The organism is Curtobacterium sp. C1, from assembly GCF_021049325.1.
Taxonomy (GTDB): Bacteria; Actinomycetota; Actinomycetes; order Actinomycetales; family Microbacteriaceae; genus Curtobacterium; species Curtobacterium citreum.
The window spans coordinates 477,154-492,509 of the sequence record NZ_CP088076.1 but is presented as its reverse complement, the minus strand read 5'-3'; the positions used below and the strand labels follow the sequence as shown (position 1 = coordinate 492,509).

Below are 15,356 nucleotides of genomic sequence, written 5' to 3'. Positions count from 1 at the left end.
AGAGGATTCCATCCTCGACGGCCCTCACGAGCGATCTGATGACGATACGCTTCCCCCATGTCACGGTTGATTCCGTTGTTCGCTCGCCTCCCAATTCCGATCAGCTACCGTTGGCGCCTCCTCCGTCTCGCAGGGCTGGACACAGATACTGCGGGGATCGCGCCGGGAGTTCAATTTTGGAATACGAAGGTGAAGTTAGCCGCGGGCTGCTTCGTGAATCGAGGCGTCAAATTCGAAGGGGCGGCACAGATCGATGTCGGCTCACATGCAGCGATCGGCCCCGATGTTCTCATCTTGACTTCGACGCACGATATCGGCCCTTCGTCCTGGCGCGCTGGGGCGGGCGCACCTCTGTACGCTCCTGTTTCGATCGGAGCAGGAGTATGGATCGGCGCGCGAGCCACAATCCTCCCCGGCGTGACAATCGGTGATGGCTGTGTCATCGCCGCAAATGCCGTCGTGCGCGGCGACTGCCCAAGGGACACGATGTGGGCGGGGGTGCCTGCGCGCCTCGTAAAAGCTCTCATTTGAACAGCGCCTGATCGCAACGCGCTCGTCTCGCGATGCGGTACGCAGACACCCAGGCGTGCTTGAAGGAACGGCGGTCGCTGACGGCGCTAGGCTGACGAACACTCAGGGCGAGCCGATGGCTGCCGTGCTGCTTGCACACCTCAGGGACGTCCGCATCGAACGAGGAGAACAGATGACCGAGAGCGTCGCGCCCCACCCCGACCCCCGAGAACCCAGGATCATCTCGCTGGCCGATGCGCCGGGCGAGCGAGCAGCTTGGGACCGCCCATTACCAATGGTGCTTGCTTGGTCGGCCGCTGAGCTTCTCTTCGTGTACAACCCCTGGCAGTTCAGTTCTCGTCTCCGAACTTGGGTGCTTCGACGATTCGGAGCGAACATCGGCGATGGGGTGATCATGCGCCCCCGAGTCCGCGTACGATTTCCCTGGAAACTTCAGATTGGAGAGAACAGCTGGATTGGAGAAGGCGTCTGGATTCACAATCAAGCTCGAGTGACGATAGGCTCCGACACCGTAATCTCACAAGAGACCTTTCTTACCACCGGTACCCACGCACATCGCACGGATATGGGATTGCGAACACGCCCAATCTCAATCGGAGACGGAGTCTGGATTACTTCTCGATGCATGCTCCTGGGCGGCACGGTGATCGGAGATGGCTCCCTTGCCCGTCCGATGTCGCGAATAAGCGGGCAATTTGCGCCCAACTCTGTCATTGACGGAATTCCAGCCGTGCATGTCGCGAACCGATTTGACGAAGTGAATTGACCTTTCATCCGACGCACCATCGAAGCCGAGACGACCTGAGCCATGCCAAGAAATAAAAGACTCGACGAATCCGCCGTCTTATGGGTCCAAGGAGGTCTCGGGAATCAGCTGTTCCAGCTCAGCGCGGCCTTCCAGACTGCCCAACAAAAGTCACTTTCGCTCCTTCTCTCGAGATCCAGCTTCGGGCGAGACAAGCTGCGCAACTTCGAACTTGAGCGATTGATCAATCCCACCAAAATCCTCACCAGCGCGGAGGAGCATCGACTCGGGCAGCCCTACAACTGGCGCGGCAAGAGGAGAACCTCACCGTTACTCAGCAACGTGAGATTTCAATTCGCCAGCGATCACCCGCAAGAAAGCGATTTCGAGCCCGGCACCTTGAATATAGGATTTTATCAGGAACATGCTTGGCTGGAGTTGCCCACCGATATTGTCCGTGGAGAACTCACGCATCAAGCGTCAGCGGTCAAGGGGATGCTGCGCGAAGGACAGCTCGTCGCACACGTTAGACGAGGCGACTACGCTACCTCAGCCTCCGCGCGCGCTTCCTTCGGCTTCCTTGATCGAGATTACTACCACAGAGCAGCCTCGGAATTAGGCCGCGAGCTCCAAGAAGCAATCATCTTCACGGACGATGTTCAAGCCGTGCAACGCGAGTTTGGCGTCTCGCGGGACCAGGTGGTCGGATCGGACGACATCCGGTCGCCGCTGGACACGCTCCTCACCATGTCCACGGCGAGTGCACTCATCATTCCGAACAGTACGTTCTCCTGGTGGGCCGCAGAAATCGCAGGCGACGTTCCAGTGGCCGCTCCAGAAACCTGGTTCTTCGATCGACCAGAGGACCTCAAGCGTCAACAGTGGATTGCAGTACCGAACTCGTCATGAGATTCAGAGTCCGCACCTCCATAGGATGGCTCCCATTTAGCCAAGTAATCCTTTTGATATCGTCCTTGACGACCTTCGCGATTCTCTCGCGACTCATCGCGCCCTCAGCGTATGCACAGTTCGCAGTTCTGGCATTCGTTTACACAATCTGCTCACTCGCGACCGATTTATCGTCGATGGGCTTCCTTCTTGTACATGGAGATTCCGCGACAAATCGTCGGCTTGCCTGGAGGAGCGCGACGCTGAGCGCTGCAGGAGGCGCCTGCCTCCTAGCAATAGCAGCCACCACGCTCACGCTTGCTCCGCTACCCCTCGGCCCGCCAGGCCTAGCGAATTCCGCGATCCTTGTACTCGGCTTAGTAGCGCAAGCGCTTTCTCAGCCACCAAGAGCGCAGCTAATGTTACGCCGAGCTTACTCGCGTATTGCTGTTACAGACATCGCAGCGACCGCTGTCACGGTGGTGGTCACAGTACTCCTAGCCCAAGTCAATGCCTCGGTCACGGTGCTCTGCACACAATTGACCTTGCTGTCCGTGGTTCGCCTATTGCTGGTCGCAGCACTGAGTGCCAGGAGAGAAACATTCTCGGACATGGCAAACGGGAGCTCCGGCGGAGCTGCGATGGGTCCTGTCGCGTACGGACTCCGTGTACTGCCCCTGAACGTTGCTTCGTACGCGAGCCGCTCAATTGACTCCGGGGTACTTCCGCTCATCCTCCCTGCAACCGCGGCGGCCACATACTCACGGTCGTACCAGCTCATAATAAGTCCGATTACTCAGATTCAACTTTCACTCGGCGGGGCACTCGTGGAGCGGCTCGCGAGGCATGCAGACGGAGATCCCGCCGCGGCTCGTCGCTTCAACGGGGCGCTCTGGGCCGCGCTACACACTCTGACCTTCTCTGCCGCCATCGCGCTCTCGCTCGGAGCCCCCCTGATCCAAAGCATCTTCTTCGGACCCGCGTGGCAACATGTCGACGTTTTCGTCGCCGCGATGGCCGCCCTACTGCCTTCATTGACGTTGAGTACGTACATCTCCTGGAAGCTGCAGATCAGCGCGAACATCCGCCACTCGCTCGCGAACCTGACAGTCCTGATGCTGGTGCCGTTCTTGGCTATAACACTGGCCCTCACGTCAGGCACGAGCGGTGCCGTAATCGGACTCGCGGCAGGAGCCCTGATACAGGGACTACTGCTGGCAATTATGCACAGAAGCTATCTCCCAACCAGGCTGTGGCTGGTTCTACTTCAGATCGTCACAGAATGGATTGTGCTCGCTGCGCTCGTGGCACTTCGCCTAAGTTGAGTCTTCTCAGTGGAGGAACGGGAATGCAGACTCAAGCTTCGTCAATCTGTGGACACGCCGACGGTCAGACCCACGAGGCAAAGCTGCAATGAGCTGATCGGTAATTGTTGAGATCTCTTCGTTCGACACCGTCCAAGCGGCCGGCAGTCCGAGCGACTCGCCCAATGCGCTCCAAGCTCGTATGAGCTCTGGATTTCGACTCACCCGACTCGTATAGGACGATTTTGCCGTCGCTTGTGAAGGATGATGCCGGTAGGCCACGTTAGCCACGGACGCAAGTCGAATTCTCCTCCCTTCAGCAGCGAGGCGCATCCAGAGTTCATAATCCTCGGCGGGACCATGAACGTAGGTTTTAGACCCGTTCAGCGCACCCCTCCGGGCCAACATAGTCGACTGCGGCAGCGGGTTGATGATGAATAGGGCCAGGGGCAGCGCGGCTGGCGAGAGCGGGGCCGGTCGAGGCACGTGGAGACGTCTTCCGGCTCCGAACCTCACAATAGGTGCGAACAACAGATCCAAATCTCTCATGGCGCGCTCGAACCCCAAAAAGCGATTCGGCAAACACACATCATCCGCGTCCAAGGCCGCAACAAACTCACTGTCAGATTCTCCGATCAGCAAGTTCCGGGCGCGCGCCGCTCCAATATTCCGCCCAACGCCGACGAAGACTTTGACTCTTGAGTCCTGGTCCGCCAAGCGATCAGCCACGTCACGCGTATCATCGGTGCTCGCGTCATCGTAGATCAGTACCTCAGAGTCCTTCGGCAGCGCAAAGAGCGTCGATCTGACGGAACTTCTGAGGGTGCCCCCGGCGTTATGAGCAGGAATCACGACGCTAATCCGCGGCATTACGACGCTCCAAGACTCGGGCCGGTATTCCAACGGCGGTTCTTCCAGGTGGAACGTCGTCGAGCACCACACTCATGCTCCCCAAGAGAGCCCTGTCGCCCACGTTAACTGAACCCAGGACTTGCACGTAGGCTCCGAAAACTACGCCATCCCCAATCACAGGAACAGGTCCCCCTGCTACGCGCTCGCCTACGGTGACGCCGTGCCGAAGGACGCAGTCGCTTCCGATCTCGGCTCGCGGATGAATGATGATTCCTCCGAAATGGTGGATCATGAGCCGGGGCCCTACCACGGCGCCCCGAGGGATATCGATACCTGTGATCAATCGTACGAAACTATAGAGGCCGAAATAGATCGCGTGTTCGAGTAAAGATGCAATCGAGCGACGACCCTTGCTCCTTTGACCAAAGCGGTAGACACGCAGAGCCCAGTAGCTCGGCTGCAGAAGCCATGCGTGAGGGCCGTAGAGGTCTCTTTCCGCCTTACGATCCTCTGCGGACTCGTACGCTGTCATCGCCCTTCACCCGATATCATCCTCCGCAGTTGACGACTCAGCTGGTGTCTAGCCGCACTTGCATAACGCCGGACTCGAGATACTCCGAGTATTTCCCTCTGAACGACGCCCGCCTGCTTGCCGATCAACACTGCCTGGCTGCTGGACACTCCATCTAAATGGAATCGCGCTAGCGGCGAGAAAGCCCTTGCGAATGGGATACCGCGGACGTAGAGTCGAGCGGTGAACGCATAATCGCCGACTATTCCGAATCTGGACTCATACATGAGGGCGCCGATCTCTCCCCGAGGGTAGAGGATAGCTTGGTGAGAGGTTGGAAGTGCGTGCCAGATGGATCCTGGTGCACGGCTCCGACGCGCAACATCAAATCGGCGTCCTGCTAAAACGTAGTCGCCGAGCAGGACCGAGGTTTCGTGACGTCCGATCAGAGAAGCCAGATTCCGCCATGAGATGACCGCTTCATCACCGCCGTTCAGGAACCAGACGTATTCACCGCTCGCGGCAGCCAAGCCCTTATTCATGGCATCGTAAATACCATCGTCGGGCTCGGCGATCAGACGCACCCGGCCGGGCATTGCTTCCGCTAGCGTTTGGGTGGATTCCCTGACCGCACCGTCAATCACGATCATCTCGACGTCGTCCGCTCCGTCTACGAGGATGTCTCGCACCGAACTGAACGTTCTCGATAGCCCTTCGTCATCGTTGTAAGTTATAGTGACGATCGAGATTTGCGTCATGCTTACCTACCTGATCTTTCAGCGACTCAGCGGCCGCGGAAGAGTGGACAACTGCAAACAACAGCCAAAGTGTCAAGACGAATTCTGGAAGCATCACGCCGCCGGAGAAGAGCAGACTTCCGACGGACCAGACCGCAGCGAGCGCCGCACCGGTCCTCCCTGTTCGTTGCGCCTGCAGTGTTCGGCGCAGAGCCCAGGCGATGAGAGCAGCGGTCCCAACGAGCCCGATCCAACCGAAATAGAAAACGAATACATAGAATCCATTATCCAGCGAGTCGCCAGTAGCTGCCCCGTTGAGAATCCCGTAATCCGCAACGGTGTCCCTCAATGAACCAAAAGGGTGCCCTAAGGGATAATGATTCAGGGTATCACGAAGTATTTGCAGCGGGCCTATCAGGCGGTAGTAAGCGCTCGATCCAGTGGTGAAGGTTGAGTCAAGCCTTCCGGAGAGGTAAGGGACAGCTACGGCAGCTGCCAGCACCAATCCAACGATTGCAGGTAGTCTCCATTTGCTCCGGCTCGCCAGGAGCGCCACCATCGCGACGAGAGCAAAAACTAGCAATCCGGTCGCGGACCGGATGGTGAGCATGCCGACAGTGCCCAGAATCCATGCGGTCTTGACGTGTCGTCTAGCCGCAATCAGCATCACCGCGAGACTGCCGACTATGAAGGCCGCGTATGAGGGTTCAAGGTAGAAAGCCGCAGCTCGAGGGATAGGGTTGAATTCGAGATGAGGGTTGTACTCGTACAGATATTGGTGCTCCCCGAAGAGATTGAACCATGCGAGGCTGCCTCGAGATCCCGTCGCAACCTGAAGCACCGAAATTAGGACGACGACGCTCAGCGAAAAAAGGATTCCCCTCATCGCTCCGTGCGCGAATCTTGCGCGTACCGTAGATGGATCATACTGAGCCACTATGAAGGCCGCGAGTACGAATAGAGAGAACGTCCCGAAGAACGTTGAAGATCCGCCACGCAACGAAGGTGAGACTATTTGGACGAGAGCGTTCGGTATGCAGACAATCGACGTCGTCACCAGAAGTGCGCCCATTGAGATCCGCCTCGATGACACTGCGAGGAGGACGACCCCTGCGAACAGGCCGATCGTGATCGGATAGGTGCCCAACTCGCCCAGTTGAAAGTGCTGGAAGATGATCAGCACTGCTACAACGGTCGTGACAAAGCCGTTGTAGATGCTAGTCGTCAAGACAGTGCCTCGCGATAGACGTCGGCATACTCAGAAACCATCCGCTGCGGGTCGAAAAGCGCGTTGGGAAGTGTTCTCTGGATTTTCCGGCTCTCAACAGCCGCGATAGTCGAACGCCAGTCACGGGCCGAGACTATAATGACTCGATCGTCCGACGCGAATTCTGATGCCGCTTTCGATGGGTTGGCGACGATGTGCATCCCGGCAGTCAAAGCCTCCGCTATGGTGAGCGGGTAATAGTCCACCCGAGAAAAGAACAAAAGATGGGAATGTTCTTTCATCAGTCGAACCATGGTGCCTCGGTCAGCTACCGCGGGGAGATGTTTGGCTCCTTGTATGCGCTCGGGGGCGTTGTCACCCACGATGGTCACGCGGCCCGGTGCGGCCTCCGATATCTCGCGGAGGAGTTCAAGGTCTACTTTGGCGCGGTCGCGCAGATCTCTGCTCATGAAAAGGTAAGTGGGAGCATTCGGCGCTGTTCTTGGCGTCCCGCTCTGACTCGCGCGCCAAAATTCAGGATCAACAGAATTCGTAATGACAGAGACGCCCGTGAAACCTGCCTCTCTCATCTCCTCCGCAAGCCATCGTGCACAAGCGACAAGTTTGACCGGGGTTGCTTGACTCAGCGCCGCAAACGCGTCGCGCCGCCGCGCGAACTGGACGGCGGCTCTATCGAGCGTCGCCGACGGATATGCCTCAGGATGGGGACACGGGTCGCAGCCGGTTCTCCATCCCTCGCAGGCGCCGGGTTGTGCGCATCGGCCGGTCATCAACCACTGATCGTGCATCGTCCACACGACCGGCTTGGCTGCGGACTCGAGAACCTTCATGAGTCCGGTGGGCGGCAGCATGTAACTGTGAACAGCATGCAGGTGCACAAGATCGACTCTCTCGATCGCCGCCTTCAGCACGGACAGTCGCCCGCCCAGGGGACCAGGAAGTTCCTCTCCGTGAATTCGATGCGCGGCGAGGTTGGCTGCTGCGCTCAGGCGTGATGTGAGCCGAATAGCGTCGTACTCCGCTTCCAGAGGTGAAGATCCACCCGAGGGCCCATATCCGTACGCTATTGAGGCTTCAAAGCCCTCCCTGCCGAGACCATCAAACAGCGTCCGAGCAACTCCGCCGGCCCCGCCTTCGCTCAATCGAACATTGACCTGTAGGACACGTCTCATTCGCGGCCCTCAGTTCCAGATGTCGACTTCTTCGGCAGGCGCCAGACTGACGTCGAGCCGGCCAGGATGACAGTTTCAATAGGCTCCACTTGAATACACCACCGCCCTCACGGTCTTCCACAAGATCAAAAGGTCACTCACAAGCGACCAGTTCTCCACGTAATACAAATCGAGCCGCACCGAGTCCTCCCACGACAGGTTGGATCGTCCACTGACCTGCCATAAACCGGTCATGCCCGGCTTCACCAGGAACCGTCGGTGCACGTGGGAGTCGTACCGCTCGACCTCGCGGGCGAGCGGCGGACGCGGACCCACGAGGGACATGTCGCCCACGAGGACGTTGAACAGTTGCGGTACCTCGTCCAGGCTGTACCGCCGCATGAACGCACCGATGCGGGTCACCCGGGGGTCGTTCTTCATCTTGAACAGGACGGCGTTGCCCTCGGCGCGGTCGAGCGTGCTGAGTTCCTGCAGACGGGCCTCGGCGTCGACGACCATGGAGCGGAACTTGACCATCCGGAAGGTCGAGCCGTTCAGGCCGACGCGCTCCTGCCGGAAGAACACGGGTCCGGGCGACGACGTCTTGACGAGCAGCGCGAGGACGAGCAAGACCGGGGACAGGACGAGCAGGAGCGCAGCTGATCCGACCAGGTCGAACGCGCGCTTGGTGTAGAGCTTGCGACCGGAGTACGTCGGGGTCTCGACGTGGATCAGGGGCAGGCCCTGCACCGGTCGGGTGTGGATGCGCGGACCACCGATGTCGGTCAGGCTCGGCGCCACGACCAGGTGCTGCCGGCCGGGCTCGAGCGACCAGCTGAGCTGGCGGACGCGCTCGGGCGGCAGGTCGTCGGAGCTGGTGATGACGACGGTGTCGGCGCCGGTCAGCTGGAGCGCCGACGCCACGTCGTCGATGCCGCCGAAGCTCTCGATCGTCGAGCCGTCCAGCACACCGCGGGTCCCGTTCGACACCGCGGCACCCACGACCCGGTAGCCGGCCTCGGGTGTGCGGGCGAGCTCACGGCCGATGTGGAGCACGCTCGCGGTCGAGCCGACGAGCAGCACCCGGGCGGAGTACCCGCCGTGCTTGCGCTCCGCGACGAGCCACTGCCGCCACATCCAGCGCGAGAGCAGCAGGACCAGGATCCCGACCGGGAACGCGATCAACACGTAGCCCCGGGCCAGGTCGACGTGGAACAGGAATGCTGCGATCGCGAGCAGCCCGAAGACGCGCACGCTCGAGTCCGCGACCAGGCGGTACTCGGCACTGCCCACCCCGATGACCCGGCTGCCCCGGGTGTCGTAGATCGCAAGAGCGACCATCCACACGAAGATGACGACGACCGAGATGCCGGTGTAGCTCAGGCGCAGGTCCGCGGTGTTCGTCGCGAGATTCGAGTCGAAGCCGAGCCATGCGATCTGCACCCCGAACACGACCCAGACCACCGCGAGCAGGTCCGTGACCAGCACGCGCCGCGAGTACGTGCGGCTCCACTCCTGAGTTGCCGCAGGAGCACCTGCCGGCCGGACCCGCTCCGCCGTCACGGTGTGCTCCGGCTCACCACGTCTTGCCGCCGTCCGCGGACACCGCGACCGTGTCGCCCGCCCACATCCACACGGACTGCCCCGCCCGGTCGATCGCGATCGGCCCGGTGGTCGTCACCGGGTTGCACCCCACAGGGGTGGTCGGCGTCGCCGGCGTGACACCGATGGCGGTCATGGTCTCGACCTGCACGCCCTCGCACGCCGAGGCCCCGACCCGCGCGAGCGTGTAGGAGCTGCCGTCGACCGCGACGCCGCGGACGCCGCCGAGCGGCACGTCCACCCACGCGGCGGTGCCGGTGCGCCACTCGACCTGGCCGTCGCAGACGACGATCGCGGTGCGGGTGCCCTGGAACGCGTCGAGCGGCTCCGGGCACGGGTTCGCGACGGTGGTGGTGCCGAGGCGCACGCCGTCCGGCGTGATGCCGGCGCCCGAGGCGCCGGCTGCCGCCGCCTTCCAGGTCACGCCGTCGTCGACGGAGGTCCGCTCGGTCGCCTCGCAGCCGTCACCGACGGCCTCCAGCAACGAGAGTCCGTCCGTGGTCGCGCGCATCCCCCACAGGGCACGCACGTCGTCGCCCAGGGCGACGGGCGTCCACGTGGTCCCGCCGTCGACGGTGTGCTCCAGCACGACCTGCGCGACGGAACACGACGCACTGGAGGCACGCCATGCCTCCCGTCCGTCCACTGCGGACAGCAGACGGCGGGCCGGGCCCTGGGACGCACCCTGCGCGGACGCGTCCGGTGTCGGGGTGGCAGACGCCGACGGCGTCGGCGTCGCGTCCGAGGACGCGCCGAAGGTGGGGACGGGTCGGGGTGAGCCGACCGCCTCCGGGGCGGTCCGCCCCAGCGCCATCGCGACGAGCACGACGTCCACCACGACCAGGAGCACCACGACGGCGGCGACGCCGATCAGGGTGTTCCGTTTCAGATCACTGCCGAGGCCTCGGGCCCCCCGGCCTGCACGCATGTCGTCCCCCGGTCTCAGCGGTCGGCCCGGCGCAGCGTGCCGAGCTTCCCACGCGCCTTCTTCGGCGCCTTCGTTTCGGGCTGGATGGGCTCCGCCTCGTCCAGGCCGTAGCCGTAGCCGTACCCGTAGCGGCCGTAGCCGTACGCACCCGGTCCGCGCACCGGCATCATCGTGATGACGAAGCCCGCGATGGGGGCGCCGACGTTCTCGAGCGACGCGACGGCGGCGGCGAGCTGGCCCTTGTGGGTCTTGCCGGAGGCGACGGCGAGGATCGCGCCGGACGCCTTCTTGGACAGGATCGCCGCGTCGGTGACGGGCAGCAGCGGCGGGGCGTCGAACAGCACGTAGTCGAACTGCCCCTCGAGCGTCGTGATGAGGTCCTGCATGGCCTTCGAGCCGAGCAGCTCCGACGGGTTCGGCGGGATCTGACCAGCCGGCAGCACGACCAGGTTGCCGCGGCCCCAGGGCTGGGCGACGTCCTCGAGCGAGGCGCGGCCGATCAGCACGTCGGTCAGCCCGGCGGAGCCGTCGACCTCCATGTACTCGCCGACGCGCGGACGGCGCAGGTCGGCGTCGATCAGGATCACGCGGAAGCCGGCGCTGTCGAGCGCGATCGCCAGGTTCGCGACCGTGGTGCTCTTGCCCTCGGACTGCATCGACGACGTCATCACGAAGGTGCGTGCGCCGGTGCCCAGGTCGAGGAACTGCAGGTTCGTGCGGAGCGTGCGGAAGGACTCGGCGCGCGGGCTGCGCGGGTCGACCTGCACGATGAGCGGACGCTCGGAGGCCTTGCCGTCGAACGCGATGCCGCCGACGACGGGCTTGGCGCTGATCTTCTCGACGTCGGTCTCGGTGCGGACGCGGTTGTCGAGCGTCTCGCGCAGCACGGCGATGCCGACGCCGAGCGCCAGGCCGACGAGCAGCCCGAGGGCGATGTTCACCGGGACGTTCGGGCTGACCGGGCTGAGCGGCACGTCGGCCTGCTTCACGCGGGTCAGCTTGACGGTGCTCGTGCCGTTCGCGTCGGTGGCCTCGATGTCCTGCACGACGTTGGTCAGGCTCGACGACACCGCGTTGGCGATCTCGGTGGCCTGCACCGGGTTCGTGTCGTTCACGGTGATGGAGATGAGCGTGGTGCTCGTCGGCGCCGTCGCCGAGACCATCTTCGCGAGCTGGTCCGCGTTCATGTCGAGCTTCAGCGACGAGATCACCGGCAGGAGCACGATGGGCGTCTGCACCAGGTTCGAGTACGTCAGCACGCGCTGCTGCGTGAAGGTGTTGCCCTGCGCCAGGTCACTCGCGCTGCCCGACGTCTCCGTCGACACGAACACCTGGGCAGAGGCGGAGTACACCGGCTTCTTCAGCAGGGAGAAACCGGCCGCGGCCGCCACCCCCACCAGGGCGAGCACCACGATGAGCACCCACCCCTTGCGGAGCACAGTGATGTAGTCGCGCAGTTCCACGCGGCCGTCCTTCCCCGATCCTCGCCGTCCCCGTGGTCCCACACAGGCTCTGCGGGGGTTTTCCCAGCAGACGGCATTCAAATAGTGTCACATGATTGAGGCCCACTCGGCTGTTCTCCGCGATCCGCGTCAGTGGTCCTCTACGCTCGCCCCATGACGACCCAGCCGGAAGCGGCCGCCCACGAGCCATCGACCGCCCGGCAGCGGGACCTCGTCGCCCTGCTGATCGCCCTGGTCGTGGCGGTCGTGCTCGCCCGGATCGTCAGCACCCTGACGCTCCGCGGGGCGGTCCCGACGCCGGTGCTGCAGGTGCTCGTCGGCGACCTGTCGGTGTGGGTGCCGCTCGCGCTCGGTGCCGTGTGGGTGCTCGCGCGGACGGGCCGGGGCACGCTCTCCCGGTTCCGGATCGAGCTCGGCGACCTGGTCTTCGCGCTCGGAATCGTGATCCTGGCGCGGGTGCTCGACGTGGTGCTGGCGATCTCGTTCACCGGGACGACCGGGTTGACCCCGGCGCCGTCGCTCGGGGCGCCCGACGTGGGGTTCCTGGTCGTGTCGGCGATCGGCATCGTGCTCGTGAGCCCCGTGCTCGAGGAGCTGTTCTTCCGCGGCCTGTTCCAGCGCATCCTGGCCGACGAGCTGACCCCGCGGACGCAGTGGCTCGCGGTGGTGCTGACGGCGTTCCTGTTCGCCCTGTCGCACCTGTTCCTGGGCTCGGCGACGACGACGCTCGGCGGGTTCCAGGTGTTCGTGACGACGTTCGTGCTCGGGCTGCTGACCGGGACGCTCGTCGCGATGACGAACCGGATCGGCGCGGCGGTCGTGGCGCACGTGCTGTTCAACGCGGTGGCGGTCGTCGCGACCTGGCCGCGGTAGCGGGTCAGGCGCGCGCGGCCGGACCGGCCGGCGCCGGCGCGCTGGCCGAGTCTCGGCCTGGCGGACAAGTCTCGGGCGCGAGCACGCGAGTCTTGTCCGCCAGCGCGAGACTCGGCACCGCACCGCACCGCACCGCGCCGGGCCGGCTGGGCCGCGCCCGCGCCCGCGCCGCGCGGCTCAGCGCAGGGCGCGCAACGCGTCCGCGATCGGCGCGAGCGCCGCGTCGATCTCGTCGGCGACCCGCACGTGCGTCTCGTCCGAGCGCCGGTAGGGGTCGTCGACGTCGTCGTCCGCGGGGTCGGCCGGCGGCGGCACGGTCCCCCGCAGCCGAGCGACGCGCTCGACCAGGTCCTGCGCCGTCTCGATCCCGGACAGGTCCTCTGGTTCGAGCCCGTCGAGCACCCGCGCGAACTGCTTGATCGTGAACGCCCGCTTCGCCGCCCGGGGCGCGAGCGACACCACGGCTGCGCGGTGCGACCGCTCGGCCGTCAGAACGAGGTCGGCCGACGCCGCGATCTGCTCCGTCAGGTAGCGGGACCGGTGCGTCGACGGGTCACCGCCGAGCCGGGCGGACTGCGCGGCCGCAGGGCCGTCCATCGCGGCACCGTCGTCGGCGATCGTGCCCGCCGACTCGACCGTGAACGCGTGCGCGTCCGGGCCGAGCCGGGCGGTCAGGACCTGGGCGCCGAGCGGCGACCGGCAGATGTTGCCGCTGCAGACGAACAGGACCCGCATGCTCAGAGCGCCGCGCCGAGCAGGTCGTGGCGCACGACGATGGCGTCACGGCCGGGGCCGACGCCGATCGCGGAGATGCGGGCGCCGGACATCGCCTCGACCGCCAGCACGTAGTCCTGGGCGTTCTGGGGCAGGTCCTCGAACGAACGGGCACCCGTGATGTCCTCGGTCCAGCCGGGGAACTCCTCGTAGATCGGCTTCGCGTGGTGGAAGTCCGACTGGTTGACCGGGACCTCGTCCACGCGCTGGCCGTCGACCTCGTACGCGACGCACACGGGGATGGTCTCGAGGCCCGTCAGGACGTCGAGCTTCGTCAGCACGAAGTCGGTCACGCCGTTGATGCGCGCCGTGTACCGGGCGATCGGGGCGTCGTACCAGCCGCAGCGGCGCGGGCGACCGGTGGTGGTGCCGAACTCGAAGCCGTTGGCGCGGAGGAACTCCCCCGACTCGTCGAACAGCTCGGTCGGGAACGGGCCGGCGCCGACGCGGGTCGTGTACGCCTTGACGATGCCGATGATCCGCTCGAGCTTGCCCGGCCCGATGCCGGAACCGGTCGCGGCGCCACCGGCGGTCGCGGACGACGAGGTCACGAACGGGTAGGTGCCGTGGTCGACGTCGAGCATCGTCGCCTGGCCGGCCTCGAACAGGACGGTGTCGCCCCGCTCGAGCGCCCGGTGGATCTCGAGCGCGGTGTCGGCGACCATCGGACGCAGGCGGTCCGCGAAGGACAGCAGCGACTCGACGACCTCGTCCGCGTCGATCGCGCGGCGGTTGAAGACCTTGACGAGCAGGTGGTTCTTCTGGTCGAGGGCCGCCTCGACCTTCTGCCGCAGGATGTTCTCGTCGAAGATGTCCTGGATGCGGATGCCGACGCGGTTGATCTTGTCGGCGTACGTCGGGCCGATGCCGCGACCGGTGGTGCCGATCTGGCGCTTGCCGAGGAACCGCTCGGTCACCTTGTCGATGGTGCGGTGGTAGTGCGTGATGACGTGGGCGTTCGCCGACACGAGCAGCTTCGACACGTCGACGCCGCGGGCACGCAGGGCGTCGAGCTCCTGGAACAGCACCTCGAGGTCGACGACGACGCCGTTGCCGATGATCGGGGTGACGCCCGGCGTCAGGATGCCGGACGGCAGCAGGTGGAGCGCGTACTTCTCGCCGCCGACGACGACCGTGTGCCCGGCGTTGTTGCCGCCGTTGAACTTCACGACGTAGTCGATGCGGGAGCCGAGGAGGTCGGTGGCCTTCCCCTTGCCCTCGTCACCCCACTGGGCACCGATGATGACTGCTGCGGGCATGGAGGTTCTCCTCACGTTGGCGGAGGACCGCACCGGCGGGCTGGGCCGATGGTCCACCCGAGTCTATCGAACGGTCACCTGCCCGCTACCTCGCGCGGTCGGTCCGGGTCGCGTCGCGACGTGGTCGCGACCCACGGACGGACGGGAGGCACGGTGCCAGCTGGCACCGTGCCTCCCGTCCGGTCCGTGGTGACGCTGGATCCGGGGTGACGCTCCGCGGTCAGGCGCGGAAGAAGTCCTGGTACGACGGATCGCCGACCGGCTGGGAGTGCCCCGGCTCGGCGAGGCGCTCGGCCACCATGGCCTGGATAGCGTCCGGCGGGGTGAGCCCACGGCGGCGCCACTCCATCGGGTTGGCCCGGAGCTGCATCAGGGTGCTCTGCGTTCGCATGGGACGACCTTCCCACTGATTGCCTAGTTTGTCTAACTACATGTCCTGTTGCCGCACTCCTGTTGCGTCGGACGTGCGGAACGCCCCGCCACCCGAGGGGTGACGGGGCGTTCCGGGCG

At 64.3% G+C, this 15,356-nt stretch carries 15 protein-coding genes; 4 read left to right on the top strand and 11 right to left on the bottom strand.

Annotated elements, in window-relative coordinates; genetic code table 11:
- The first annotated feature begins 57 nt into the window (after positions 1-57).
- The 3 genes from LQK89_RS18100 to LQK89_RS02410 all read left to right on the top strand — a co-directional run bounded on the left by LQK89_RS18100 (position 58) and on the right by LQK89_RS02410 (position 3,489).
- Positions 58-531 carry an acyltransferase gene (locus LQK89_RS18100; protein ID WP_331000565.1) on the top strand — a complete coding sequence of 158 codons (474 nt, stop codon included), beginning with the start codon at positions 58-60 and terminating at the stop codon, positions 529-531.
- 808 nt (positions 532-1,339) lie between these two features.
- Entirely contained in the window at positions 1,340-2,185 is an 846-nt protein-coding gene (locus tag LQK89_RS02415; protein WP_231050050.1) for an alpha-1,2-fucosyltransferase, read from the top strand.
- 65 nt (positions 2,186-2,250) lie between these two features.
- Positions 2,251-3,489, top strand: a complete 1,239-nt coding sequence (locus LQK89_RS02410; protein ID WP_231050049.1) for an oligosaccharide flippase family protein — start codon at positions 2,251-2,253, stop codon at positions 3,487-3,489.
- Between the two features lie 6 nt (positions 3,490-3,495).
- Here the strand turns inward: LQK89_RS02410 and LQK89_RS18145 are convergent, their stop codons facing one another.
- The 8 genes from LQK89_RS18145 to LQK89_RS02375 form a co-directional block, all read right to left on the bottom strand.
- A complete protein-coding gene (locus LQK89_RS18145) occupies positions 3,496-4,338 on the bottom strand; it encodes a glycosyltransferase family 2 protein (protein ID WP_442874058.1) in 843 nt (280 codons plus the stop codon).
- The gene (locus tag LQK89_RS02405) at positions 4,325-4,612 is read right to left on the bottom strand and encodes a serine O-acetyltransferase (RefSeq protein WP_231050048.1); all 288 of its coding nucleotides are present in this window, start codon (positions 4,610-4,612) and stop codon (positions 4,325-4,327) included. Before LQK89_RS02405 ends, LQK89_RS18145 begins: the two co-directional genes overlap by 14 nt.
- Positions 4,613-4,848: 236 nt before the next feature.
- The gene (locus LQK89_RS02400) at positions 4,849-5,520 is read right to left on the bottom strand and encodes a glycosyltransferase (RefSeq protein WP_231050047.1); all 672 of its coding nucleotides are present in this window, start codon (positions 5,518-5,520) and stop codon (positions 4,849-4,851) included.
- Positions 5,521-5,548: 28 nt separating this feature from the next.
- A complete protein-coding gene (locus LQK89_RS02395) occupies positions 5,549-6,751 on the bottom strand; it encodes an O-antigen ligase family protein (protein ID WP_231050046.1) in 1,203 nt (400 codons plus the stop codon).
- 41 nt (positions 6,752-6,792) lie between these two features.
- A complete protein-coding gene (locus tag LQK89_RS02390; protein ID WP_231050045.1) occupies positions 6,793-7,938 on the bottom strand; it encodes a glycosyltransferase in 1,146 nt (381 codons plus the stop codon).
- A gap of 105 nt (positions 7,939-8,043) precedes the next feature.
- On the bottom strand, positions 8,044-9,435 hold the full coding sequence (locus tag LQK89_RS02385; protein WP_231050044.1) for a sugar transferase: 1,392 nt from the start codon (positions 9,433-9,435) through the stop codon (positions 8,044-8,046).
- Between the two features lie 88 nt (positions 9,436-9,523).
- The gene (locus tag LQK89_RS02380; protein ID WP_231050043.1) at positions 9,524-10,477 is read right to left on the bottom strand and encodes a hypothetical protein; all 954 of its coding nucleotides are present in this window, start codon (positions 10,475-10,477) and stop codon (positions 9,524-9,526) included.
- A gap of 14 nt (positions 10,478-10,491) precedes the next feature.
- Positions 10,492-11,940 (bottom strand): polysaccharide biosynthesis tyrosine autokinase, encoded by a 1,449-nt coding sequence (locus LQK89_RS02375; protein WP_231050042.1) that lies wholly within the window; start codon positions 11,938-11,940, stop codon positions 10,492-10,494.
- 153 nt (positions 11,941-12,093) lie between these two features.
- Here LQK89_RS02375 and LQK89_RS02370 point away from each other — a divergent pair, with 153 nt between their 5' ends.
- A complete protein-coding gene (locus LQK89_RS02370) occupies positions 12,094-12,813 on the top strand; it encodes a CPBP family intramembrane glutamic endopeptidase (protein WP_231050041.1) in 720 nt (239 codons plus the stop codon).
- 177 nt (positions 12,814-12,990) lie between these two features.
- On the opposite strand, the gene LQK89_RS02365 is transcribed toward LQK89_RS02370, so the two are convergent.
- The 3 genes from LQK89_RS02365 to LQK89_RS02355 form a co-directional block, all read right to left on the bottom strand.
- A complete protein-coding gene (locus tag LQK89_RS02365; RefSeq protein WP_144803004.1) occupies positions 12,991-13,548 on the bottom strand; it encodes an arsenate reductase/protein-tyrosine-phosphatase family protein in 558 nt (185 codons plus the stop codon).
- A gap of 2 nt (positions 13,549-13,550) precedes the next feature.
- A complete protein-coding gene (locus LQK89_RS02360) occupies positions 13,551-14,846 on the bottom strand; it encodes an adenylosuccinate synthase (RefSeq protein WP_058742208.1) in 1,296 nt (431 codons plus the stop codon).
- Positions 14,847-15,066: 220 nt separating this feature from the next.
- Complete coding sequence (locus LQK89_RS02355; protein WP_167509991.1) at positions 15,067-15,237, bottom strand: hypothetical protein; 171 nt, start codon at positions 15,235-15,237, stop codon at positions 15,067-15,069.
- Positions 15,238-15,356 lie beyond the last annotated feature (119 nt).

Coding starts and splice junctions, on each gene's coding strand:
- LQK89_RS02370 (WP_231050041.1), top strand. CDS start 12,094: ATGACGACCCAGCCGGAAGCGGCCGCCCACGAGCCATCGACCGCCCGG.
- LQK89_RS02365 (WP_144803004.1), bottom strand. CDS start 13,548: ATGCGGGTCCTGTTCGTCTGCAGCGGCAACATCTGCCGGTCGCCGCTC.
- LQK89_RS02415 (WP_231050050.1), top strand. CDS start 1,340: ATGCCAAGAAATAAAAGACTCGACGAATCCGCCGTCTTATGGGTCCAA.
- LQK89_RS18100 (WP_331000565.1), top strand. CDS start 58: ATGTCACGGTTGATTCCGTTGTTCGCTCGCCTCCCAATTCCGATCAGC.
- LQK89_RS02355 (WP_167509991.1), bottom strand. CDS start 15,237: ATGCGAACGCAGAGCACCCTGATGCAGCTCCGGGCCAACCCGATGGAG.
- LQK89_RS02360 (WP_058742208.1), bottom strand. CDS start 14,846: ATGCCCGCAGCAGTCATCATCGGTGCCCAGTGGGGTGACGAGGGCAAG.
- LQK89_RS02380 (WP_231050043.1), bottom strand. CDS start 10,477: ATGCGTGCAGGCCGGGGGGCCCGAGGCCTCGGCAGTGATCTGAAACGG.
- LQK89_RS18145 (WP_442874058.1), bottom strand. CDS start 4,338: ATGCCGCGGATTAGCGTCGTGATTCCTGCTCATAACGCCGGGGGCACC.
- LQK89_RS02405 (WP_231050048.1), bottom strand. CDS start 4,612: ATGATCCACCATTTCGGAGGAATCATCATTCATCCGCGAGCCGAGATC.